This window comes from Arthrobacter sp. TJ-217 (assembly GCF_058269255.1).
The window spans coordinates 244,989-267,520 of the sequence record NZ_JBZCNJ010000004.1 but is presented as its reverse complement, the minus strand read 5'-3'; the positions used below and the strand labels follow the sequence as shown (position 1 = coordinate 267,520).

At 67.6% G+C, this 22,532-nt stretch carries 21 protein-coding genes; 9 read left to right on the top strand and 12 right to left on the bottom strand.

What is annotated here, in order from left to right; all coding sequences use genetic code 11:
• Window positions 1–89: 89 nt before the first annotated feature.
• From pgl to tkt, 6 genes are read right to left on the bottom strand one after another with little or no spacing between them, the layout of a single operon-like run.
• Window positions 90–896, bottom strand: a complete 807-nt coding sequence (pgl, locus tag AC4D2R_RS09280; protein ID WP_490939545.1) for a 6-phosphogluconolactonase — start codon at window positions 894–896, stop codon at window positions 90–92.
• Complete coding sequence (locus AC4D2R_RS09275; RefSeq protein WP_490939543.1) at window positions 886–1,827, bottom strand: glucose-6-phosphate dehydrogenase assembly protein OpcA; 942 nt, start codon at window positions 1,825–1,827, stop codon at window positions 886–888. Before AC4D2R_RS09275 ends, pgl begins: the two co-directional genes overlap by 11 nt.
• Complete coding sequence (gene zwf / locus AC4D2R_RS09270; RefSeq protein WP_490939541.1) at window positions 1,824–3,368, bottom strand: glucose-6-phosphate dehydrogenase; 1,545 nt, start codon at window positions 3,366–3,368, stop codon at window positions 1,824–1,826. The genes AC4D2R_RS09275 and zwf overlap by 4 nt, the downstream gene beginning before the upstream one ends.
• Before the next feature lie 19 nt (window positions 3,369–3,387).
• Complete coding sequence (locus AC4D2R_RS09265) at window positions 3,388–5,013, bottom strand: phosphoglucose isomerase-related protein (RefSeq protein WP_490939539.1); 1,626 nt, start codon at window positions 5,011–5,013, stop codon at window positions 3,388–3,390.
• Between the two features lie 5 nt (window positions 5,014–5,018).
• Window positions 5,019–6,155: a transaldolase gene (gene tal, locus AC4D2R_RS09260; protein ID WP_490900339.1), complete on the bottom strand. Its 1,137-nt coding sequence runs from the start codon at window positions 6,153–6,155 to the stop codon at window positions 5,019–5,021.
• Between the two features lie 44 nt (window positions 6,156–6,199).
• Complete coding sequence (tkt, locus tag AC4D2R_RS09255) at window positions 6,200–8,386, bottom strand: transketolase (RefSeq protein WP_490939537.1); 2,187 nt, start codon at window positions 8,384–8,386, stop codon at window positions 6,200–6,202.
• 354 nt (window positions 8,387–8,740) lie between these two features.
• Here tkt and AC4D2R_RS09250 point away from each other — a divergent pair, with 354 nt between their 5' ends.
• Together AC4D2R_RS09250 and AC4D2R_RS09245 are read left to right on the top strand one after the other, a co-directional pair.
• Window positions 8,741–9,682 (top strand): heme o synthase, encoded by a 942-nt coding sequence (locus tag AC4D2R_RS09250; RefSeq protein WP_490939535.1) that lies wholly within the window; start codon window positions 8,741–8,743, stop codon window positions 9,680–9,682.
• Between the two features lie 22 nt (window positions 9,683–9,704).
• Window positions 9,705–10,601: a dihydrodipicolinate synthase family protein gene (locus AC4D2R_RS09245; protein ID WP_490939533.1), complete on the top strand. Its 897-nt coding sequence runs from the start codon at window positions 9,705–9,707 to the stop codon at window positions 10,599–10,601.
• A 33-nt stretch (window positions 10,602–10,634) separates the two neighbouring features.
• Here AC4D2R_RS09245 and AC4D2R_RS09240 read toward each other — a convergent pair whose 3' ends face one another.
• Genes AC4D2R_RS09240 through AC4D2R_RS09230 form a run of 3 tightly spaced genes read right to left on the bottom strand, consistent with a single transcriptional unit; the run spans window position 10,635 to window position 13,316 of the window.
• Window positions 10,635–11,621: a COX15/CtaA family protein gene (locus AC4D2R_RS09240; protein WP_490900335.1), complete on the bottom strand. Its 987-nt coding sequence runs from the start codon at window positions 11,619–11,621 to the stop codon at window positions 10,635–10,637.
• 4 nt (window positions 11,622–11,625) lie between these two features.
• Entirely contained in the window at window positions 11,626–12,369 is a 744-nt protein-coding gene (locus AC4D2R_RS09235; RefSeq protein WP_490939531.1) for an ABC transporter permease, read from the bottom strand.
• Window positions 12,366–13,316, bottom strand: a complete 951-nt coding sequence (locus AC4D2R_RS09230) for an ABC transporter ATP-binding protein (RefSeq protein WP_490939528.1) — start codon at window positions 13,314–13,316, stop codon at window positions 12,366–12,368. Before AC4D2R_RS09230 ends, AC4D2R_RS09235 begins: the two co-directional genes overlap by 4 nt.
• 127 nt (window positions 13,317–13,443) lie before the next feature.
• On the opposite strand from AC4D2R_RS09230, the gene AC4D2R_RS09225 reads away from it, so the two are divergent.
• From AC4D2R_RS09225 to AC4D2R_RS09200, 6 genes are all read left to right on the top strand, one after another.
• Window positions 13,444–14,259, top strand: a complete 816-nt coding sequence (locus AC4D2R_RS09225) for a helix-turn-helix transcriptional regulator (RefSeq protein WP_490939526.1) — start codon at window positions 13,444–13,446, stop codon at window positions 14,257–14,259.
• Complete coding sequence (gene sufB / locus AC4D2R_RS09220) at window positions 14,259–15,734, top strand: Fe-S cluster assembly protein SufB (protein ID WP_490900331.1); 1,476 nt, start codon at window positions 14,259–14,261, stop codon at window positions 15,732–15,734. Before AC4D2R_RS09225 ends, sufB begins: the two co-directional genes overlap by 1 nt.
• A gap of 47 nt (window positions 15,735–15,781) precedes the next feature.
• Window positions 15,782–17,047 carry a Fe-S cluster assembly protein SufD gene (sufD, locus tag AC4D2R_RS09215; protein ID WP_490939823.1) on the top strand — a complete coding sequence of 422 codons (1,266 nt, stop codon included), beginning with the start codon at window positions 15,782–15,784 and terminating at the stop codon, window positions 17,045–17,047.
• Window positions 17,044–17,409: a non-heme iron oxygenase ferredoxin subunit gene (locus AC4D2R_RS09210; protein ID WP_490900330.1), complete on the top strand. Its 366-nt coding sequence runs from the start codon at window positions 17,044–17,046 to the stop codon at window positions 17,407–17,409. The genes sufD and AC4D2R_RS09210 overlap by 4 nt, the downstream gene beginning before the upstream one ends.
• Window positions 17,410–17,473: 64 nt before the next feature.
• Window positions 17,474–18,244: a Fe-S cluster assembly ATPase SufC gene (gene sufC / locus AC4D2R_RS09205; RefSeq protein WP_490900329.1), complete on the top strand. Its 771-nt coding sequence runs from the start codon at window positions 17,474–17,476 to the stop codon at window positions 18,242–18,244.
• A gap of 32 nt (window positions 18,245–18,276) precedes the next feature.
• The gene (locus AC4D2R_RS09200) at window positions 18,277–18,606 is read left to right on the top strand and encodes a metal-sulfur cluster assembly factor (protein ID WP_490900328.1); all 330 of its coding nucleotides are present in this window, start codon (window positions 18,277–18,279) and stop codon (window positions 18,604–18,606) included.
• Window positions 18,607–18,710: 104 nt separating this feature from the next.
• Here the strand turns inward: AC4D2R_RS09200 and AC4D2R_RS09195 are convergent, their stop codons facing one another.
• The 3 genes from AC4D2R_RS09195 to AC4D2R_RS09185 are packed head-to-tail and all read right to left on the bottom strand — an operon-like array spanning window position 18,711 to window position 20,727.
• Entirely contained in the window at window positions 18,711–19,337 is a 627-nt protein-coding gene (locus AC4D2R_RS09195) for an energy-coupling factor transporter transmembrane component T family protein (protein ID WP_490939523.1), read from the bottom strand.
• Between the two features lie 23 nt (window positions 19,338–19,360).
• Window positions 19,361–20,056 (bottom strand): energy-coupling factor ABC transporter ATP-binding protein, encoded by a 696-nt coding sequence (locus AC4D2R_RS09190; protein WP_490939521.1) that lies wholly within the window; start codon window positions 20,054–20,056, stop codon window positions 19,361–19,363.
• Window positions 20,053–20,727 (bottom strand): biotin transporter BioY, encoded by a 675-nt coding sequence (locus AC4D2R_RS09185; RefSeq protein ID WP_490939519.1) that lies wholly within the window; start codon window positions 20,725–20,727, stop codon window positions 20,053–20,055. The genes AC4D2R_RS09190 and AC4D2R_RS09185 overlap by 4 nt, the downstream gene beginning before the upstream one ends.
• Before the next feature lie 178 nt (window positions 20,728–20,905).
• On the opposite strand from AC4D2R_RS09185, the gene AC4D2R_RS09180 reads away from it, so the two are divergent.
• Window positions 20,906–22,504 (top strand): ABC-F family ATP-binding cassette domain-containing protein, encoded by a 1,599-nt coding sequence (locus tag AC4D2R_RS09180; protein WP_490900324.1) that lies wholly within the window; start codon window positions 20,906–20,908, stop codon window positions 22,502–22,504.
• Window positions 22,505–22,532 lie beyond the last annotated feature (28 nt).

Here is a 22,532-nt window from a genome sequence, read left to right as displayed (position 1 = left end):
CAGCCCTGCCGGACCTCAAGCCATCGACGGCCAAAAAAGCCCCGCCGCACCGAAACCGGTGCGGCGGGGCTTTTTCGTGCTGTCCGTCCCTAGAGCTCGGCGTCCTCGCGTTCGATCAGCCGTCCGGGAAGCTGCTCCGCTGCGTCCTGGTCAACCAGCCACAGGGTCTTCCGGTGTCCGCGCGCCCCTGCCGCCGGCACCTGGACTGCGCCGGCTCCTGCGAGGGCGAGCCCGACGGCACCGGCCTTGTCAACGCCGCTCACCGACAGCCACACTTCTTCGGCCGAGGTGATCGCCTCGAGGGTCAGCGAGATCCGCTGCGGCGGAGGTTTCGGGGCGTCCGGCACGCCCACGACCGTCTGACCCTTGGTGCGGATGCCCGAAAGTTCGGGGAAGAGGGAGGCCACGTGCGCGTCCGGCCCGACACCCAACAGGAGGACATCGAAGCGGGGGAGGCGCGGGTCCGGGCCGGGGAAGGCCGAGTCCTGTTCCGCCGTCGCCGCCTTCTGGAGGCGGTGCGCGTAGTCGGCTGCGGCGGCGTCCTCATTCTCGAACTCGTCGCTCGATCCGAACTCGTGGACCTTCTCCGGATCGACGTCGAGCTGCGCGAGCAGCGCATCCCACGCCTGCACGGCGTTCCGCTCGCCCTCGTCGGCGCTGAGGAAACGTTCGTCCCCCCACCAGAAGTGGACGTTGTGCCAGTCGACAGCCGGGCAGGCGGGGGACTGGGCGACAGCGCGGAGCGCGGCCGTGCCGATCGACCCGCCGGTGAGTACCACCGTCGCCGTTCCCCGCTCATTCTGCACGTCGACCAGCCTGGTGATCAGGCGCGCGGCCACAGCGGCGGCGAGCAGGGACGCACTTGGGTGGATGCTTACCTTCGGCTCAGCGTTCACTGGCGCGTACACTCCTTAGATTCGTCCTTGCGAGACCCTCTGTAATGACTTCTCCAAACACCTCATCCGGGTCAAGCCGGCGAAGCTCCTCCGCAAGACAGTCTTGCAAACTCCGGCGCGGCAGCGAAATCTTCTGGACGGGCTGGCCCGGCTGGAAGAGCTCGGCGACCTCGCCGTCGGGCCGGCTGAGTTCGACCTCGCCATTGGCCCGGGACAGCCGCACCCGGCGCAGCCCGGTTCCGGCGGTGCCCTCGGTGATGGTGACCGGAGCGTCGAGCGCGAGGGCAAGCCACGCGGCGAGCAGCACGGTGCTGGGGGAGCCCTCTGCCCCCTCGACTGTCACCGCGGTCACCGGGGCCGGATCCACCTGGTCGAGCACCGCGGCGAGCTGGATCCGCCAGTTGGTCAGCCGGGTCCAGGCAAGGTCCGTGTCGCCCGCAACATAGGTCTTCTGGAGGTTGAACAACGCCCCGATCGGATCGGACTCGGTCGAGGTGTCAGTGATCCGCCGGTGGGCGATCGCGCCGATCGAGGTTTCAGCCGCCGAGGCGGGAGCACCCTGGGGCCACCACGCAACGATCGGTGCGTCGGGGAGCAGCAGGGCCGAGACGAGGGACTCGTTCTCGCCGGCAAGGTCGCCGTACCCCTTCAGGACGATCACTTCGGATGCGCCGGCGTCCCCGCCGACGCGGATCTGGCCGTCGAGGCGGGTCGTCTCCTCGGGCGAGCCCTCGGCGAGGACGATGATGCGGCACGGGTGCTCCCGGCTCGCCTCATTCGCCGCCGCAATGGCCTCCTCCTCGTAACCGGACCGGGTGATCACCACCAGGGTGAGCACCCGTCCGAGTGCGACGACCCCGCCGCGGTCCCTGAGGCTCATGATCTCCTTGGAGACCTTCGAGGTCGTGGTGTTCGGTAGGTCAACAATCATGGCCTTCTCCAGGTTCTGCCGTCGACGGCCAGTAGTTCATCGGCCGATGCAGGCCCCCAGCTTCCGGGCTGGTATTTGTCGGGTTGCTGGTTCAGGGACGCCCAGTATTTCTCGAAGGGGTCGAGGATCTGCCACGACAGTTCCACCTCCTGCTGGCGCGGGAACAGCGGCGGCTCTCCGAGGAGCACGTCGAGGATCAGGCGCTCGTAGGCTTCGGGGCTCGACTCCGTAAAGGAGTGGCCGTACCCGAAGTCCATCGTGACGTCGCGGACTTCCATCTGCGTGCCGGGGACCTTCGATCCGAATCGGATGGTTGCACCCTCGTCGGGCTGCACCCGGATCACCACGGCGTTCTGGCCGAAGTCGTCTTCGTTGTGGTCAAGGAACAGGAGGTTCGGCGCCCGCTTGAACACGACGGCGATCTCGGTGACGCGGCGCCCGAGGCGCTTGCCCGCGCGGAGGTAGAACGGCACACCGCTCCACCTTCGGGTGTTGATATCGAGCCGGATGGCGGCGAAGCTCTCGGTCGCGGAGTCCGCTGGAATGCCGTCCTCCTCGAGGAAGCCCTTCACCTGCTCACCGCCCTGCCAGCCGCCGTCGTACTGCCCGCGCGCCGAATAGCAGGTCAGGTCATCGGGCAGCCGGACGGCGGCCAGGACCTTTTCCTTTTCCGCCCGCAGGTGATCGGCGTCGAAGGAGATCGGCTCCTCCATGGCGGTGAGGGCAAGCAGCTGCAGCAGGTGGTTCTGGATGACGTCGCGTGCCGCTCCGACGCCGTCGTAGTACCCGGCCCGCCCGCCGATCCCAATGTCCTCGGCCATGGTGATCTGGACGTGGTCGACGTACTTGGCGTTCCACAGCGGCTCGAACAGCTGGTTGGCGAAGCGCAGGGCCAGGATGTTCTGGACCGTCTCCTTGCCCAGGTAGTGGTCGATCCGGAACACGGAGTCAGGCGGGAACACCTGCTCCACGATGCTGTTCAGTTCGCGGGCCGACTCGAGGTCGTGCCCGAACGGCTTCTCGATGACCACCCGGCGCCACTGGTCCTCGCGCGGCTCCGCGAGCCCGTGCTCGTACAGCTTTTGGCAGACCACCTCGAACGCCTTCGGCGGAATCGACAGGTAGAAGGCATGGTTGCCCCTCGTCCCGCGGGTGGAGTCGAGCTCGGCGAGGGACTCACCGAGCTTCCGGTAGGCGTCGTCGTCGTCGAAGTTGCCCTGGACGAAGCGGATTCCGGCCTCAAGCTGCTCCCACACCGTCTCATTGAACGGCGTGCGCGCATACTGGGTGACCGAATTCCTCACCTCCTGGGCGAACTCCGTGTCGGACCACTCCCGACGCCCGAACCCGACGAGCGCGAAGCTCGGCGGAAGCAGGCCGCGGTTGGCGAGGTCGTAGATCGCCGGCATCAGTTTCTTGCGGGCAAGATCACCTGTGACTCCGAAGAGGACGAGCGAGGATGGACCCGCAATTCGGTTGAGGCGCCGGTCCCGGGGGTCCCGTAGGGGATTGACCGGTTTCGACGTAAGGATGTCCTGCATTGTTACCCGTTCTTCTGAATTATTTGCCGGCTTCGGTGAGGAACCCGATGACCCGGGAAAGTTGTTCCATCCCGGCCGCGCGGTTGGTGAGATGGAGCCGGAGCACCGGCCGGCCGTGGGCCGCGAGCACCTGCGCGTCGCCTGCCGCCTGCGCGGAAATCAGCTCGCCGAAGGTGAACGGCAGCCCCGGAATCTCGAGATCGGTCCCTGGTGTCCCGGTGATCTGGAGGAACACTCCGGTGGCCGGTCCGCCCTTGTGGAACTGGCCGGTCGAGTGGAGGAACCGCGGGCCCCAGCCGAAGGTGACCGGCCTGCCCGTCTGCGCCGCAAGGGTGCCGCGCAGGTCCTCAAGGGATGTCTGTTCATGCCGGTTCAGGTAGGCCTGGACCGAGAGGTACCCGGTCGGTTCAAGGGTGCCGAGGAGTGCCTGCACCGCGTCGCCGACCGTTGCCGCATTGCCGAGCAGACCCGCGTCGGCCCGCACCTCGATGGCACCATCAACGAAGTTCGCCGGCGCCGGTTCGGGCTGCTCATCGAGCAGTCCGCGTGCCGCCTTTTTCGCCGCCTCGACATCGGGCTGGTCGAAGGGGTTGATGCCAAGCAGCCGTCCCGCAACCGCCGTGGCGAACTCCCACACCAGCATCTGGCTGCCGAGGGAGCCACTGACGACCGCACGGGTCTCCTCATCCCCTGGCGCAGTGGAGTCGCTGCCGGAGAGAAGAACGGGGACGACGTCGTCGGGCACCCGGGCAAGTTCGGGCGCGTCAACGGAGGCCACGACGGGCAGCAGGCCCGTCTGGAGCTTGCCTGTCGATTCGGCGATGAGCTGTTCCGCCCAGTCGGCAAACCCTGGAAGTCCCGAGCCGTTCTCCGCGAAGACGATCTTGTCGCGCAGCGGCTTTGTTCCGCCCAGCACGGCGCCGAGGCGCAGCCCGACGTTGTCCGGTCCGTCCTCGGCGAGGAACTCGGAGATCTCCTCCGCGTCGGCGACAAGGGTGGCGATGTCCGCCCCGGCAAGGCCCGAGGGCACCAGCCCGAAGGCGGTGAGCGCCGAGTAGCGCCCGCCGACCTGGGGATTGGCGTTGAAGACCTGGCGGTAGCCGGCCTCGCGGGCAGAGCCGTCAAGCGGCGAACCGGGATCAGTCACAATGACGATCCGCGACTCGGCGTCGATTCCCGCGTCGGTAAAGGCCTTCTCGAAGGCGCGCCGCTGCGAATCGGTTTCAACCGTCGACCCGGATTTCGAGGAGACGACGATGGCCGTCTCCTGCAGGCGCTCCGCCAATGCGGCACTGACCTGGTCCGGGTCCGTCGAATCGAGCACCACGAGGTCGACTCCGGCGGAGCGGGTGATGACCTCCGGGGCGAGGGAGGATCCGCCCATGCCGCAGAGCACGAACCGGGTCACCCCCTCGGCCGCGAAGTCCTGGCGGAGCTGGTCGATCTGGGGGATGAGCCGGCGGGATTCCTCGAACAGGTCCACCCAGCCGAGGCGGATCGAGGCTTCCGGTTCTGCGTCGGGGCCCCACAGCGTGGCGTCCTTGGCCATGATGCGGGAGGCCACCTTGTCCTCGACGAGGGCAGGCACCGCTGCATCGATTGCCGCGGCGGCCGCCCCTGAGGCGACGAGTTCGAAAGATCCCATATCGATCAGCGTCCTTCGGTGTTGAGGGCGGTCTGCCCTTCGGTGCTCAGGGCGGTCTGCACGGTCTCGAGGAGCTCGGACCAGCTGGTCACGAACTTGTCGAGGCCTTCGGTCTCAAGCTGCTCGACGACCTCCTTGTAGGAGATGCCCAGCGCGTCGAGGTCGTTGAGGACCGCGTTCGACTCCTCGTACGTTCCGGTGACCGTGTCGCCCTCGATGACGCCGTGGTCGGCCGTCGCTTCGAGCGTCTTCTCCGGCATCGTGTTGACGACGCCCTGAGCGACAAGGCCGGTCACGTACAGGGTGTCGGGCAGCGACGGGTCCTTGACCCCGGTCGAGGCCCACAGCGGACGCTGCGGGTTCGCGCCGGCACCGGCAAGGACCTGCCAGCGCTCGGTTGCGAACTGCTCTTCGTACACCTGGTAGGCGAGGCGGGCGTTGGCGAGCCCGGCCTTGCCCTTGAGCGCCTTCGCCTCGGGGGTGCCCAGGGCGTCGAGGCGGCCATCGATCTCGGCGTCGACGCGGGAGACGAAGAAGGAGGCCACCGAGTGGATCTTGCTCAGGTCGTGGCCGTTCTCCTTCGCCTTCTCAAGGCCGACCAGGTAGGCATTGATGACCTCGCGGTAGCGCTCCAGCGAGAAGATCAGGGTGACATTGACACTGATCCCCGCACCGATGGTCTCCGAAATCGCCTCAAGGCCTTCCACTGTGGCCGGGATCTTGATCAGGACGTTGGTGCGCTGGACCTTGGCGTGGAGGCGCTTGGCCTCCTCAATGGTGCCCTGGGTGTCCCGGGCAAGACGGGGGTCGACCTCGATCGAGACGCGGCCGTCGAAACCGCCGGTGCGCTTCGCCGCTTCAGCGAAGATGTCGCAGGCCTGGGCGACGTCGTGGGTGGTGATGTCGAAGACCGCCTGGTCGACCGAGGCACCGGCCTGGGCCAGTGCGCCGACCTGCGAGGCGTACGACTCGCCCTGCTTCAGTGCGGCGGCGAAGATGCTCGGGTTCGTCGTCACGCCGACGACGTTGAGGTCCTCGATGAGGCGCTTGAATGCGCCGGAGTTGATCCGCTCGCGGGAAAGGTCATCGAGCCAGATTGAGACGCCGGCGTTCGAGAGGTCGGCGGTGGGTGTTGAAGTCATTGTGTTCTCCTTAGGATCCGCAGCAGCGGATGCGAGGTGGTGGGTTACTGGTGGTCGCCGGTTTCGGTGGCGCGGTGGCCGGAGGGCATTGCCGCGGTTCCGTTGGGAGCCAGCGGAGCCTGCGATGCGGCGTCGATCGAATCCTTCGCGGCGGCAGCCACGGCTTCGGCGGTGATGCCGAATTCGCGGTAGAGGGTCTTGTAGTCGGCCGAGGCACCGAAGTGCTCGAGCGAGACGGCGCGGCCGGCGTCGCCGAGGAGGCCCTGCCAGCTCTGCGCGACCCCTGCTTCGACCGAGACCCGGGCGCGGATGCTGCGCGGGAGGACGGACTCGCGGTACGCCTCGTCCTGGGCGTTGAACCACTCGAGCGACGGAACGGAGACCACGCGGGTAGCGATTCCCTCGGCTTCGAGCGTTTCCCGTGCCTGCACGGCGAGCTGCACCTCGGAGCCGGTCGCCATCAGGATGACCTCCGGCTTGCCGTTGCGCGCCTCGGCGAGCACGTAGGCGCCCTTGGCAACACCCTCGGCGGAGGCGAAGGTGTCTCCCTCCGCCGCACCGGCGCCGCGGGCGTAGGTGGGGATGTTCTGGCGGGTCAGGACAATGCCGGCGGGGTTGTTGGTGTTCTCGAGGATGGTCCGCCATGCAACGGCAACCTCGTTCGCGTCGCCCGGCCGGACAACGTCGAGTCCGGGGATGGCGCGGAGCGATGACAGCTGCTCAACGGGCTGGTGGGTCGGTCCATCCTCGCCGAGGCCGATGGAGTCGTGCGTCCACACGTAGATCGCGGGGACGCCCATCAGTGCCCCGAGGCGCACTGCGGGGCGCTGGTAGTCGCTGAAGATCAGGAAGGTTCCCGAGAAGGCGCGGGTGCTGCTGTGCATCACGATGCCGTTGACGATGGCCGCTGCGGCGTGCTCGCGGATGCCGAAGTGGAGCACCCTGCCGTAGGGGTTGCCCGACCAGTGCGCGGTCTGCCGGCTTGAGGGGATGAACGACGGCGAGCCTTCGATCGTCGTGTTGTTCGACTCGGCGAGGTCGGCTGAACCGCCCCACAGCTCCGGAAGCACGGGACCGATCGCGGTCAGGACCTTGCCCGAGGCCGCGCGGGTGGACATGTCCTTGCCCGCCGGGAACTCGGGGAGCGCTTCCTCCCAGCCCTCGGGGAGGGTGCGCGAGGCGATGCGCTCAAGCAGTTTGGCATTGTCCGGGTTGGCGCTGCGCCAGGCGTCGAAGGTTGTCTCCCAGGCTTCGCGGGCCTTCGAGCCGCGCTCGATGACGCCGCGGGTGTGCTCGAGCACCTCGGGGGCGACCTCGAAGTGCTGCTCGGGGTCGAAGCCGAGGGTCTGCTTCAGTGCGGCGACCTCATCCTTGCCCAGGGCTGAACCGTGGATCTTTCCCGTGTTCTGCTTGGTGGGGGCCGGGAATCCGATGATTGTGCGCAGCGAGACGATCGACGGCTTCGACGTCTCGTTCTTCGCGGCGAGCAGCGCGCGGTGGAGTTCGGCCACGTCTTCGACGTACTCGCCGGTCTTGGTCCAGTCAACGCGCTGGACGTGCCATCCGTACGCCTCGTAGCGCTTGAGGACATCCTCGGTGAAGGCGACGTCGGTGTCGTCTTCGATGGAGATGTGGTTCTCGTCGTAGAGCACCACGAGGTTGCCGAGCTCCTGGTGTCCGGCCAGGGATGAGGCTTCGGAGGTGACGCCTTCCTGGAGGTCGCCGTCGGAGGCGATCACCCAGATGGTGTGGTCGAACGGGCTCTGCCCCTGCGGGGCCTCCGGGTCGAACATGCCGCGCTGGCGGCGCTGTCCGTACGCGAACCCGACGGCGGTGGCGAGGCCTTGGCCGAGGGGGCCGGTGGTGATTTCCACGCCCTTGGTGTGGCGGTACTCGGGGTGTCCCGGAGTCTGCGAGCCCCAGGTCCGCAGCGCCTTGAGGTCATCGAGCTCGAGGCCGTACCCGGCCAGGTACAGCTGGATGTAGAGGGTCAGCGATGTGTGGCCGGGGGAGAGGACGAACCGATCGCGTCCGGTCCATTCCGGATCGGTCGGATCGTGGCGCATCATTTTCTGGAAGAGCAGGTACGCGGCCGGAGCGAGGCTCATTGCCGTCCCAGGATGCCCGTTGCCCACCTTCTCAACGGCGTCCGCGGCGAGCACGCGGACCGTGTCCACCGCCCGGTCGTCCAGTTCAGTCCAGTTCAGATCCTGCTCTTGCGTTTGTGCCACGTCTACCGGGCTCCTTCTCTGTACAGAGCGGCCAGCGCCGCGGCGCCGAGTGGAGCTGGGGGCCGGCGTGCGTAGATGCACCGTCGACCAGCTGGCCGTTCACCGTTGAATACTGCGTATACCGACTTTCACCGGTTAGTCCAAATGCACGCCGACACAACGAAAAAAGGCCGCGCCGGCTTTGAAACCAACCATATCCCTTCCATCGATCAATGGAAGTTCACTACCTAACAAGTCACCGGCGCGCCCGGGCATTCCCGATGGTGCCCACCAATTTCATCTCCGATTTCTACAGGACGTAAAAGGGTATGATGGAGAGGTCTTGTGCCCCGGAAGAAACGAAAGTGTTGCCTTGTGAAGACCCAGCAGCTTCCTGCTCCGGCAAGCCCGTCACGGGCCCGATTGGGCGCTGGGCGCAAAGTGAGGGCGTATATCGCCCTCACCAAACCGCGCGTTATCGAACTCCTGCTGGTGACCACGCTTCCCACAATGATCTTCGCCCAGGGCGGGTTTCCCCCCTTCTGGCTGATGGTTGCGACAATGGTCGGCGGAGCGTTCGCGGCGGGCAGCGCAGGAGCGTTCAACTGCTATTTCGACCGTGACATCGACAAGGTGATGCACCGCACGGAAAACCGGCCCCTTGTCACCGGGGAAGTCTCCCCCCGCGAGGCGCTCGTCTTCGCCTGGGCACTCGGCGCCGCGGCGATCGCCATCCTGTGGATCGGCGCCAACCCGCTCGCCGCCTGGCTTGGCGTCGCGGCGATTTTCCTCTACGTCGTCGTTTACACCCTCGTCCTGAAGCGGCGCACCTCGCAGAACATCGTGTGGGGCGGTGCCGCCGGGTGCATGCCGGTGCTGATCGCCTGGGCCGCAGTGACCAATACCGTGGAGTGGCCGGCCGTTGTCCTGTTCCTGATCATCTTCCTGTGGACGCCGCCTCACTACTGGCCGCTCTCCATGAAGTACAGCGACGACTACACCGCCGCCAACGTTCCGATGCTCGGGGCAATCGCCGGTGCCCGCGCCGTGTCGGTGCAGGTCGTCCTCTACACCTGGGCCACCGTTGCCTGCTCGCTGCTCCTTGTCCCGGCAGGGGCGGGCTGGGTGTACACGGTGGCCGCGGCCGCCAGCGGCGCCTGGTTCATCCGCGAGGCGCACCGCCTCTACTCGCAGGCGCGGCGCGGCGACCTCAGCACCAGGGCGGCGATGAAGGTCTTCCACGGCTCGATCAGCTACCTGACCGTCCTGTTCATCGCCCTTGCGATCGACCCCTTCGTCGGACCGCCCGTTTTCTAGGCCGATCTCCTAGAGTGGGGCAATGACCTTCACCGGGCTCGTCGCCTACCCCATTACGCCTTTCACCGCCGCAGGGGAAGTCAACACCCCCGAGCTCGCCTCACTCGTTGCTTCACTGGCACAGTCGGACGTCGATTCGATCGCCGTCCTCGGCTCCTCCGGAAGCTTCGCCTACCTCAGCCCTGAGGAGCGCGGGCACGTGGCGCGCACCGCGGTCGAGGCAGCCGGCGGCGCCGTCCCCGTGCACGTGGGCATCAGTTCGGTCGGCACCCGGGAGGTGCTCAGCGCGGCCCGTGACGCGGAAAAGGCGGGGGCCTCCGGGCTGGTCCTTTCTCCCGTCTCCTACGTGCCGCTGAGCGAGGAGGAGGTGCTCGCTCAGGTGCGCACCGTGTGCGAGTCGACCGACCTGCCGATCTGCCTCTACAACAATCCCGGCACCACCCAGTTCCATTACGCCCTTGAGCTGGTCGCGGAGCTGCTCGCACTGCCGAACGTCGTCGCCTTCAAGGACACCGCACCCGACGCGGCGTCGTTCCGCGCCCGGTACGGCACACTGCGCGGGCTGGCGCCCAAGGGCTTCAGCCACGGGGTGAGCGGCGACCTCCTGATGCTCAGCGGGGACGTCGAGGCGGACGCCTGGCACACGGGTCCGGGCGCGCTGCTGCCCGCCTACTATTCCCGCCTGCGCAATGCCATCACCGCAGGAGACCAGGCCGTTGTTCAGGAGTGCAGGAAGGCGCTCACACCCCTGGTGCAGCACGTGATCAACCTCCGCCGGATCAGCGGCCTGCACCTGCTTGCGAAGGTGTGCGGCATCGACGCCGGCGAACCGAGGGCGCCGCTGCTTCCGGCGCCCGGGAGCGAACAGCGCGAACTCGCCCGCCTGCTCGATGTCGCCGAGGCGTCGCTCGCCGCCTGAGCCGTGCCGCGGAAAACCGTCCGCCGTCGCCCCCTAGGCGTCGACCTGCCGGGCCGGCGCGGCCGCGGCGGCCCGTACCGCGTCGAAGGCGTCGGCCGGCTGGCGCGTGAAGGCGCAGTACACCGCATTGACTGTGGCCGCCGTCAGCAGGGACGCGCCGAGCATGTGCAGGGCCACCAGTGCCGCCGGAAGGTGAAGGAAGTGCTGGACATACCCGACGGCGCCCTGCGCCAGAACGATGACGGCAAGGAGCACAAGGGCCCGCCGCAGGCGCGGTGAGACGCCGAAGCGGAAGGCAAGCACGACGGCGAGGCCGACGGACATCACCAGGAGGTAGACCGGCGCGGTGTGGACGCGCGTCATCAGTTCGGGGTTGAGGTTGTTCCGTGCCGCGCCGTGGTCGCCGGCGTGGGGCCCGGACCCGGTCAGCACGACGCCCAGGACCACGGTGACCGCCGTGAGCACGGCGACCGCGATGAGCACCTGGCGCAGCACCGCCGGGGCCGCCTGCGGGAAGGAGGCCCGGCTCTGTGCGGAGTTGAGGCGCGAGCGGTTGACCAGCACCGTCGCCACCGCGATAAGCGCCATCGAGACGAGGAAGTGCCAGCCCACCACCCAGGGGTTGAGGTCCGTCCACACGGCGACGCCGCCGATGACCGCCTGGGCGGGAATGCCGGCGAGCAGTGCCAGGGCAAGGCGGAACAGGTCCTTGCGGTCCCTGCGCAGGTTGATCAGCGAGACCAGCATTGCCACGGCCACCGCCACGAGGACGAACGTCAGCAGCCGGTTGCCGAACTCGATGACACCGTGAAGGCCGAGCTCCGGGGTGCTCACGATCGATTCGGGTGTGCAGCGCGGCCATTCCGGGCAGCCCAGGCCCGAGGCGGTCAGCCGGACGGCGCCCCCGGTCACAACAATGAGGATCTGGGAAACCAGCGACGCGACGGCGAGGCGCCGCACCAGGCGGGTTTCGGAGGCGGGAAGCCTTGCCGCGAGGCGGGAGGCAGCGGGTCGGATCATTGTGCTAACTCCATTTGAACCAGCGGAGGGCGGCCGTGCTGGCCAGGACGGCCCAGATCACCAGGATCAGGCAGGCGAAGGGATCGAAGGCGCCCCCGGCAAGCGCGCTGCGCAGCCCGTCACCGAGGGCCGCCGAGGGAAGGAGGGTGACCACGGGCTGGATGGAAGCCGGGAGCTGCGCTGCGGGAAGTATGGTTCCTCCGCCGGCCGCGAGGAGGATCCAGAGCAGGTTGGTGACCGCCAGGGTTGCCTCGGGCCGCAGGGTCCCTGCGACGAGCAGTCCCAGCGCGGTGAAGGCGGCTGCGCCAAGGACAAGCAGCAGGAAGGCGGCGGGCAGCCCGCCAAGCTCCGGACGCCATCCCATGAGGAGGGCGGTCCCGCCGATGACGACCAGCTGCACCGCGAGCACCACGGCCACCGCAACTGCCTTGCCGAAGATCAGCCCGGACTTGCCCAGCGGCGTTGTCGAGAGGAACCGCAGCACACCGTACCTGCGGTCGAAGCCGGTCGCGATGCCCTGCCCGGTGAAGGCGGTCGACATGATGCACAGTGCGAGCACGCCCGGAGTCGCGACGTCGATCCGTGCCCCCGGATAGCCGTCGAGGACCGGGGTGAAGGCAAGGGCGGTGAGGGCGAGCAGGGGAAGGGCGATGGCGAGAACCAGCTGTTCGCCGTTGCGCAGCATCGCCGCGGCCTCATACCGGCCGTGGCGCAGGACCCTGCCGGTCAGGGGAGTGGCGTTGGTCACCGGATGCTCCTTCCGGAGATGTCGAAGAAAACATCCTCGAGGGAACGCGGGGCCATGCTGATCGCTGTGGGCATCACGCCGGAGGCGGCCCACCAGCCGGCGACGGCGGCGATGTCGGCCGCGGTGAGCGAGCCGCTGAGCACGTACTGGCCGGGTGCCGGCTCGTAGGCGTTGAGGTGGGGGAGGAGATCCGGCGGAAGCTGGAGTCCGGGAACGGTTTCGAAGCGCAGCTCACGGACGCTGCCCTGCGGGTCCGCTGCGGTCAGTTCGGCGACGGTGCCTTCGGCGACGGTGCGTCCGGCCTCCATGATGTACACATAGTCGGCAAGCTTCTGGGCGTCGTCGAGAAGGTGCGTGGTGAGGATGATGGCCAGTCCCGCGGCGCGCAGTTCCTGGATCAGCTCGAAGACGATGACCCTTGACTGCGGATCGAGCCCGGCGCTCGGCTCATCGAGGAACAGGACCTCGGGCCGCCCCACGAGCGCGCAGGCGAGGGCGAGGCGCTGCTTCTGGCCCCCGGAAAGCCGCCGGATGGTCGAGGCATCGAACTCGTCGATGCCGAGGCGCTCGGCGAGTTCGGCGACCGGCCGCGGGCGGGCGTACATCGAGGCGACGTGCCGCAGCAGGGCCATGGGTTTGACCGAGGGGGGCAGCCCGCCGTCCTGGAGCATGACGCCCACACGGGAGCGCAGGTGCGGGCTGGCGCGGTACGGGTTTTCGCCGAGCAGCCGGACGGTTCCGGCGTTGGGCCGGGTCAGGCCCTGCGCGCACTCAAGGGTTGTTGTCTTGCCTGCGCCGTTCGCACCGAGGATCGCGGTGACGCTGCCCGTTGATGCCTCGAGGCTGACGCCGTCGAGCACGCGCACCATCCTTCCCTCGAGGGACGGAACCGGCCCGAAGTCCTTAACGAGGCCGTCGATGCGCAGGGCGGCGGGGGAATCTGGCACCCGGCTATTCTACGGCACGTAGTAATGGACGGCACCCAGTGGAAAGCCTCACCTTACTGGATCGCCGGCTGACATTACGTCATGATTGTGTTGTGTATTTTTTAATTCGGCCGGGAGGGATGACGTCATGACAGTGGCAGAGCATGCCGCCGGACGAAGCGGCGGAGCCGAGATCCCCGCCCGGCCCGGATCGGACACCGACGAGCGGACGCGTGACCGCGTCGCATCGGCGGTCCTCGAGCGCGGGCCGATCAGCGCAGCGGAACTTGGGGCGCGCCTGGGGCTGACGCCCGCCGCCGTCCGCAGGCACCTTGACGCACTCTTCCGCGACGGGCTCATCGAGGTCAAGCGCGGCGGGAGCACTGCCACCGGCGCCGGCCGTCCGGCCCGCCGGTACGTGCTCAGCCAGCGCGGCCAGACGAGGCTCGGCAACGACTACTTCGACATCGCGAAGGCGGCACTGGCCCAGCTTGCCGCGGTCGCCGGCCCCGGGGCCGTTGAGGAGTTCGCCCGGAAGCGCTTCGCCGACATGGAGGAGCGGTACCGCCCGCTCGTCGAAGCGGCAGGACCGGACGTTGAGGACCGGGCCCGCGCCCTCGCCGCCGCACTGAGCTCCGACGGTTTCGTCGGATCGACGAAGGTTGTCGGCGGTGCGTCACCGCGCACTGCCATGCTCAGCGTCCAGCTGTGCCAGGGGCACTGCCCGGTGCAGCAGCTGGCCGCCGAATTCCCCGCCTTCTGCGACCAGGAGACAGCGGTCTTCTCCCGGCTGCTCGACGTCGACGTCCGAAGGCTTTCAACGCTCGCACGCGGCGGGCATGTGTGCACGACCCACATTCCGGTCGGCCGGCCCGCGCAGGGCGCCGCGCAGCGGCAGCCCGAGCCGCTTCCCAATTCCTCAACAAGCCACTCAACGTCAATCCATCAGCAAGGAAGGCCGTGATGACGGATCAAGTAGACCAGAAGCCACTGACCCCGACAGCCGTTCCGGAGTCGGTTATCAGCGACATCCTGGAAAAGAACCCCGAGCTCGAGGGCATCGGCACCTACCAGTACGGGTGGTCCGACAAGAACGACGCGAGCGCCAATGCGCGCCGCGGCCTCAGCGAGGAAGTCGTCAGGGACATCTCCGCGAAGAAGAACGAGCCCGAGTGGATGCTCGACCTCCGCCTGAAGGGCCTCAAGTACTTCGACCGGAAGCCGATGCCCGCCTGGGGCGCCGACCTGTCCGGCATCGATTTCGACAACATCAAGTACTTCGTCCGCTCCACCGAGAAGCAGGCGAACACCTGGGAGGACCTTCCGGAGGACATCCGGAACACCTACGAGAAGCTGGGCATCCCCGAGGCCGAGCGCGCACGCCTGGTCTCCGGCGTCGCCGCCCAGTACGAGTCCGAGGTCGTGTACCACCAGCTCCGCGAAGACCTCGAGCGCCAGGGCGTGATCTTCCTCGACACGGATACCGCGCTGCGCGAGCACCCCGAGATCTTCAAGGAGTACTTCGGCACGATCATCCCGGTCGGCGACAACAAGTTCGCCTCGCTGAACACGGCCGTCTGGTCGGGCGGCTCCTTCGTTTACGTCCCCAAGGGCGTCCACGTCGAAATCCCCCTGCAGGCGTACTTCCGGATCAACACCGAGAACATGGGCCAGTTCGAGCGCACGCTGATCATTGCTGACGAGGGCTCCTACGTCCACTACATCGAAGGCTGCACCGCCCCGATCTACACCTCCGACTCGCTGCACTCGGCTGTCGTCGAGATCGTGGTCAAGAAGAACGCCCGCGTCCGTTACACGACGATCCAGAACTGGTCGAACAACGTCTACAACCTGGTGACGAAGCGTGCGGTCGCCCACGAAGGCGCCACCATGGAGTGGATCGACGGCAACATCGGCTCGAAGGTCACCATGAAGTACCCGGCCGTCTACCTGGTCGGCGAGCACGCCAAGGGCGAGACCTTGTCGATCGCGTTCGCCGGCGAGGGCCAGCACCAGGACACCGGCTCCAAGATGGTTCACATCGCGCCGAACACGAAGTCGTCGATCATCTCGAAGTCGGTGGCGCGCGGCGGCGGACGTGCCGCCTACCGCGGCCTGGTCCAGGTGCGCGAAGGGGCGAAGCATTCGGCGAACACAGTGCGCTGCGACGCGCTCCTTGTCGACACCATCTCGCGTTCCGACACCTACCCGTACGTCGACATCCGCGAGGACGACGTCACGATGGGCCACGAGGCCACGGTTTCGCGCGTCAGCGAGGAGCAGCTGTTCTACCTGATGTCCCGCGGGATGCCCGAAGATGAGGCGATGGCGATGATCGTCCGCGGCTTCATCGAGCCGATCGCCCGTGAACTCCCCATGGAGTACGCGCTCGAACTGAACCGCCTGATCGAACTCCAGATGGAAGGGGCCGTAGGCTAGCAATGGCTGACGCTACAAACGTGTATGAAACAGCGCCGGAAGGCGCCCTGACCGATGTCTCAGAGCTTGATGGCAAGGCGCGCCTCGGCGCGCCCTCCATCGACGGGTTCAGCGAGGAGGGCGAAAGCCTCTCCGAGCTCAACGCCGGCTCCGAGCAGCACGGCCTGAAAAAGCACAGCCACGGCAACGCACCGGTGGTCCCGGAAGCATCACGGGGGGAGCGGCTGAAGTCCTTCAACCTCGCGGACTTCGCGCCCCTCACCGGGCGCGAGGAGGACTGGCGGTTCACCCCGCTTGCCCGCCTGCGCGGCCTGCACACCAAGCCACTGACCGGCGCCGAGCCGGTGCTCAAGGTTTCCGGTGCGTCGAACGTGCGGGTCGAGACCGTCGACCGCTCTGATGCCCGCGTTGGGTCGGCGGGCATCCCCGAGGACCGGGTCTCTGCCGCGGCGTGGGCCGCGGTCCCCACCGCAACGGTGATCACGATCCCGGCCGAGACCACCGCTGACAGCGAAGTGACGGTGGCCATTTCGGGAACGGACGCCGCTCCTGCCGCCCAGCACCTGGTGATCTCCGCCGAGCGGTTCTCCCGCGCCGTGGTCGTCCTTGACCACTCGGGAGACGCGACACTCGCCCAGAACGTCGAGATCGTCGTCGGAGACGGCGCCGAACTCACCGTTGTGAGCGTCCAGGAGTGGGACGACGACGCCGTCCACGTCTCCTCCCAGCAGGCCCGGATCGGCCGCGACGCGCGCTTCAAGCACGTGGTTGTCTCCCTTGGCGGTGACCTCGTACGCCTCACCCCCTCGTCGGTGTTCACCGCGCCCGGGTCGGAGGTCGAGATGTACGGTGTCTACTTCGCCGACGCCGGCCAGCACCTCGAGCAGCGCCTCCTTGTCGACCACGCCGTGCCGAACTGCAAGTCGCGGGTCACCTACAAGGGCGCCCTCCAGGGCGCCGGTGCGCACACCGTGTGGGTCGGCGACGTGCTGATCCGCAAGGAGGCAGAGGGAACCGACACCTACGAGGTGAACCGGAACCTGCTGCTCACCGACGGTGCGCGCTCCGACTCCGTGCCGAACCTGGAGATCGAGACCGGCCTGATCGAGGGTGCCGGCCATGCCAGCGCCACCGGCCGGTTCGACGACGAGCACCTGTTCTACCTCATGGCCCGCGGCATCCCCGAGAAGGAGGCCCGCCGCCTCGTTGTGCGCGGCTTCCTCATCGAGGTCATCCAGCAGATCAAGGTGCCGGCCCTCGAAGAGCGGCTCTCCCTTGCCCTTGAGAACGAGCTCGCGGCAGGCAACCTGTGAGTGCTGAAGCAACGCCGCGCGGCGAGCTGATCTGCAGCGTCGACGACATCGAAGTGAAGCAGGCCCTGCGCGTGCTGATCGATGACTACCCGGTGGCGATCGTGCGGGACTCCGAGGGCGACATCCACGCTCTCGGCGACACCTGCTCCCACGCCGACATCTCCCTCTCCGAGGGCGACGTCGAAGGCTGCGCCATCGAGTGCTGGGGCCACGGCTCGCAGTTCGACCTGCGCAACGGGGCACCCCTGCAGCTTCCCGCCTACGAACCGGTCCCGGTGTTCGCCCTGGAAATCCACGACGGCGACGTGTACGTGGACATCACCACTGTCACCAACGGAGCGCCCGCCCCCCAGCTCGGCTGACCGCCGCAGCACCAGCACACTTAGACGACGCCCTGCACCCGGGGCAAAGGAGAACGGAATACAGATGTCCACCCTTGAAATCAAGGACCTAAACGTCAGCATCGTGACGGATCAGGGAACCAAGCAGATCCTCAAAGGCGTCAGCCTGACCATCAAGACCGGGGAAACCCACGCCATCATGGGCCCCAACGGCTCCGGGAAGTCAACGCTGGCATCCACCATCGCCGGGCACCCCCGCTACACCGTCGACAGCGGCTCGATCACCCTCGACGGCGAAGACGTGCTCTCCATGAGCGTCGACGAGCGCGCACGGGCCGGACTCTTCCTGGCCATGCAGTACCCCGTCGAGGTTCCCGGGGTCACCATGACCAACTTCCTCCGCACCGCCAAGACGGCGCTCGACGGCAAGGCCCCGAGCCTCCGCCACTGGACCAAGGACGTCAAGGAGGCAATGAGCCAGCTGCGCATCGATGCCGATTTCGCCCAGCGCAACGTCAACGAGGGCTTCTCGGGCGGCGAGAAGAAGCGCGTGGAGATCCTCCAGCTCGAGCTGTTCCACCCCCGGTTCGCCATCCTCGACGAGACCGACTCCGGCCTCGACGTCGACGCCCTGAAGGTCGTCTCCGAGGGCGTCAACCGCGAGCACGCCAAGGGCGAAATGGGAACGCTGCTGATCACGCACTACACCCGCATCCTCCGCTACATCAAGCCAGACTTCGTCCACGTGTTCGTTGACGGCCGGATCGCCGAGCAGGGCGGCCCGGAGCTCGCGGACCGTCTCGAAGAAGAGGGTTACGACCGGTTCGCCGCGGCCAGCCCCGCGGTCGAAGCGTAGAACCGAATTCCCCGACCGGGAAAGGAAAAACGATGAGTGAAGTAGAAGCAGCATCGACCTCGCTTGAGGATGTCGAAGAGGCGCTGAAGGACGTGATCGACCCCGAGCTCGGGGTTAACGTCGTGGACCTGGGGCTGCTGTACGGGCTCAAGTATGCTGACGACGGCGCACTGCTGATCGACCTGACGCTCACCACCGCCGCGTGCCCGCTCACCGACGTGCTCGAGGAGCAGGTGGGCCAGGCCCTCGACGGCGTGGTCGACGAGTGGCGGTTGAACTGGGTATGGATGCCGCCGTGGGGTCCCGAGAAGATCACCGAAGACGGCCGCGACCAGATGCGCGCCCTCGGGTTCAACATCTAGGACTGTCAGTATCTGCGGCGCCCCACCTGGGCGCAGGCAGAAAAGGAAGGGGCGGCTCGAACGGAGCCGCCCCTTCCGTGCGTCGTGGAGTGTTGGTTCGAGCGTCAGGGGTCCTGCTGAGGCTCCCGGTCCGCCTCCTGGTGCTCGCCGAGCCCGCGCGCGGCCAGTGCCTGCCCGGTCGCCTGGGCGTAGGCGACGGCATTGACGACAACGGGGATGACCACGGCACGCGGGCTGCGCTGCAGGCCCCGGGCCTTGGCTGCATCACGGAGGTCCGACAGCGAGCCCACAAGGTAGGGGATGCTCCGCACCATGATCGACAGGGCGAGGGCGAACCGCTCGGGGTCGGCGCCGACGCGCCGCAGCGGCCGGACAAGGTACACAAGCCCGTCGAGGAGTTCCTGGCCGGGCGTCGTGACAGTGAGGAGCCGGGCGGCGAGGACGCACACGGCGATGCTCCCCGGCACCACGAAAGCCGCCTCGGGTCCCCGGCTGAACCACGAGTAGACGGCGAGGAGGCCGAGCACCGGCAGCAGCGGCAGCACCACCCCCACCACCCGCCGGAGTGAAAGACGGGCGCCGATGGTCAGCAGGATCAGCATCAGGGCCAGTCCCGCCGCCGTCCACACCGGCTGACGGGCGACGAGGACGGCCGTGCTGAGTCCCACGCAGAGCAGGGCCTTAATCCACAGCGGGGTCCGGTGGAGCAGGGAGCTGCCGGGAACGTACATCCCCAGGAGCTGACCATGACCCCTCACGGGACGCACAGCTCCCGGTAGAACCGTACGGCGGCGCCGGGCGCTCCGTCGAAAACAACATGCCCGTCGTCGAGCACCAGGGTACGTTCGCTGTCCTGGGCGAAGGCCAGGTTGTGCGTTGTGAAGATCACCTGCTGCGGGAGCCCGCTGATCACCGACCGGATGAGGTGCTCGTTGCGGAGGTCGAGCAGGGTCGTGGGCTCGTCGGCGATCAGGATCCCGGGATCCACTGCGGCCACAACGGCGATGGCCAGCAGCTGGCGTTCACCGCCGGAGAGGTCGTAGATCGACCGGTCGGCGAGATGGCCGATGCCGTACGCCTCAAGGACCCGCATTCCCGCGGCCCGGCGTTCGTCTGGCCTGCGGATCCGGCTGCGCAGGGAGAGCTCCACGTCCTCACGCCCGGTGGGCATCACCAGCTGCGACAGCGGATCGGTGAAGACGAATCCGACATTCCGGCGCACCTCGCGGCCCCGCCGCACCGTGTCGAGGCCGCCGACGGTTACCCGCCCGGAGGTGGGCACGGCGAGGCCGTTGATCAGCTTCAGCAGGGTGGACTTGCCGGATCCGTTGGCGCCGATGACGGAAATGCGGCGCTCGCGCAGCTCGAGGGAGAGCGGATGGAGAATGGTCCGGCTGCCGCCGTCCTCGTCGGCAGGCGAGGCGACTGATGCCTCGGTGAAGACGATCATGGAGACTGAGGTGTTCCTCCGGCGGGCTCACCGACGCGGCTTCCAAGGGGGTCCCGGCGGAGCAGTGCCGGGAACGCGCGGTGCACGGCCAGCGCGATGCCTGCCGCGAGGATGTTCTTGATCACGTCTCCCGGCAGGAAGGCGGCGTCGAGCACGATGGCGTCGCGGACCTGCAGTCCGCCGTTGATCACCAGTCCGGCGATTCCGAGCGGGTGGATGAGCAGCAGGCTCGAGGCGAAGCAGGCAAGGAAGAGTGCACCGACACGGAACCGTCGGACCCTCCTGAGGAGCACGACGGCCAGGAAGCCTGCGAGCATCGCTGCGAGGGGGAAGGCGATGAGGTAGCCGGCGGACGGTCCGGCGAGGACGCCCAGGCCGCTGCGGAAGCCGCTGAACACCGGAAGGCCGGCCAGACCCGCAAGGAGGTACAGCCCGACGGCGGCTCCGCCCCTGCCGGGTCCCAGGACGATCCCTGCGAGCATCACGCCGAGCGTCTGCAGGGTGATGGGCACCCCGAGCGCGCCTACCGGGATTCCGGGTACGATGGCAAGGGCGGCAATGAGCGCGGCGAAGACCGCAATCAGCGACAGGTCGGTGGAAGTCCACCGCTCCCGGACGCGCCGGCGGGGCTCTCCGACCGGGCGTGGGAACTTTCGGTTCGATCGATTCATTGTTCTCTTCCTGGAAGTGTCCGACACAGGCCGCGCCCGGAAACGGGCCGGATTTGGAGCCCATCGACAACTCGGTGCCGCCCTCATCCGACAATAGCGCCGGACACCATAGAAACCTTTGTAGGGTTCTCACAAAAGAACGCCCTGTGCATGCGCAGGGCAAGGAAAGGCCACGGCATTGATTACCGTATCGAACTTGGAGCTGCGTGCAGGAGCCCGGCTGCTGATGGAGTCGGTGTCTTTCCGCATTGACCGTGGGGACAAGATCGGCCTTGTGGGTCGCAACGGCGCCGGCAAGACCACGATGACGCGGGTGCTGGCGGGGGAGTCCCTCCCGGCCGGTGGCAGCGTCAGCAGGAACGGGGAGATCGGCTACCTCCCGCAGGACCCCCGCACGCCGAACATGGACCAGCTCGCACGCGACCGCATCCTGTCCGCGCGCAACCTTGACACTGTCGTCCGCAACCTCCGCCAGGCGCAGGAGGACATGGCCAGCGAGGACACCGCCGTGCGCGCCAAGGCGATGAACCGCTATGACCGCATCGAGGCGGAATTCCTTGCCGGCGGCGGGTATGCCGCCGAGGCCGAAGCCGCGGCCATTTCCTCGAACCTCGCCCTGCCGGAGCGCATCCTGAACCAGCCGCTGCGCACCCTCTCCGGCGGCCAGCGCCGCCGCGTGGAGCTCGCCCGCATCCTGTATTCCGGGGCGGAGACGATGCTCCTTGACGAACCGACCAACCACCTCGACGCCGATTCGATCACCTGGCTCCGCGAATTCCTGCGCAACCACCAGGGCGGCCTGATCGTGATCAGCCACGACGTCGACCTCCTTGAGGCGACGGTCAATAAGGTCTTCCACCTCGACGCCAACCGCGCGACCATCGACATCTACAACATGGGCTGGAAGCGGTATCTGCAGCAGCGCGAGACCGACGAGCGGGCGCGGAAGCGCGAGCGGGCCAACGCCGAGAAGAAGGCGCAGGTCCTCATGGACCAGGCCAACAAGATGCGGGCGAAGGCCACGAAGGCGGTCGCAGCCCAGAACATGGCCAAGCGCGCCGAACGCCTGCTGGGCGGCCTCGACGCCGTCCGCGCGAGCGACCGCGTCGCCGCCCTGCGTTTCCCCGATCCGGCCCCTTCGGGCAAGACACCGATGACGGCCGAGGGGCTGAGCAAGTCGTTCGGTTCCCTCGAAATCTTCACCGATGTCGACCTCGCGATCGACCGCGGTTCGAAGGTGGTCATCCTCGGCCTCAACGGCGCCGGGAAGACCACGCTGCTGCGGATGCTCGCCGGGGTTGACACCCCGGACACCGGACGCGTCATCCCGGGCCACGGCCTCAAGGTGGGCTACTACGCCCAGGAGCACGAGACCCTCGACACCGAGCGCACCGTCCTTGAAAACATGAAGAGCGCCGCCCCCGACATGAAGGACGCCGAGGTGCGCGGCATCCTCGGGTCGTTCCTGTTCTCAGGCGACGACGTCGAAAAGCCTGCAGGAGTGCTCTCCGGTGGAGAGAAGACCCGCCTCGCGCTTGCGACGATCGTCGCGTCGTCGGCGAACGTGCTGCTGCTCGACGAACCGACGAACAACCTCGACCCGGCCAGCCGTGCCGAAATCCTCGGCGCCCTGGCGAACTACACCGGGGCGGTCGTCATGGTCAGCCACGATGAGGGTGCCGTCGAGGCGCTCAAGCCCGAGCGGGTCGTGCTCCTGCCCGACGGCGTCGAGGATCTCTGGAACGAGGACTACCTGGATTTGGTGACGCTGGCCTGACCGCGTGGGTCCTGTCCCGCCTTCGGGC

Coding starts and splice junctions, on each gene's coding strand:
- AC4D2R_RS09275 (WP_490939543.1), bottom strand. CDS start 1,827: ATGATTGTTGACCTACCGAACACCACGACCTCGAAGGTCTCCAAGGAG.
- zwf (WP_490939541.1), bottom strand. CDS start 3,368: ATGCAGGACATCCTTACGTCGAAACCGGTCAATCCCCTACGGGACCCC.
- AC4D2R_RS09265 (WP_490939539.1), bottom strand. CDS start 5,013: ATGGGATCTTTCGAACTCGTCGCCTCAGGGGCGGCCGCCGCGGCAATC.
- tal (WP_490900339.1), bottom strand. CDS start 6,155: ATGACTTCAACACCCACCGCCGACCTCTCGAACGCCGGCGTCTCAATC.
- AC4D2R_RS09245 (WP_490939533.1), top strand. CDS start 9,705: ATGACCTTCACCGGGCTCGTCGCCTACCCCATTACGCCTTTCACCGCC.
- AC4D2R_RS09240 (WP_490900335.1), bottom strand. CDS start 11,621: ATGATCCGACCCGCTGCCTCCCGCCTCGCGGCAAGGCTTCCCGCCTCC.
- AC4D2R_RS09225 (WP_490939526.1), top strand. CDS start 13,444: ATGACAGTGGCAGAGCATGCCGCCGGACGAAGCGGCGGAGCCGAGATC.
- sufB (WP_490900331.1), top strand. CDS start 14,259: ATGACGGATCAAGTAGACCAGAAGCCACTGACCCCGACAGCCGTTCCG.
- sufC (WP_490900329.1), top strand. CDS start 17,474: ATGTCCACCCTTGAAATCAAGGACCTAAACGTCAGCATCGTGACGGAT.
- AC4D2R_RS09200 (WP_490900328.1), top strand. CDS start 18,277: ATGAGTGAAGTAGAAGCAGCATCGACCTCGCTTGAGGATGTCGAAGAG.
- AC4D2R_RS09195 (WP_490939523.1), bottom strand. CDS start 19,337: ATGTACGTTCCCGGCAGCTCCCTGCTCCACCGGACCCCGCTGTGGATT.
- AC4D2R_RS09190 (WP_490939521.1), bottom strand. CDS start 20,056: ATGATCGTCTTCACCGAGGCATCAGTCGCCTCGCCTGCCGACGAGGAC.
- AC4D2R_RS09185 (WP_490939519.1), bottom strand. CDS start 20,727: ATGAATCGATCGAACCGAAAGTTCCCACGCCCGGTCGGAGAGCCCCGC.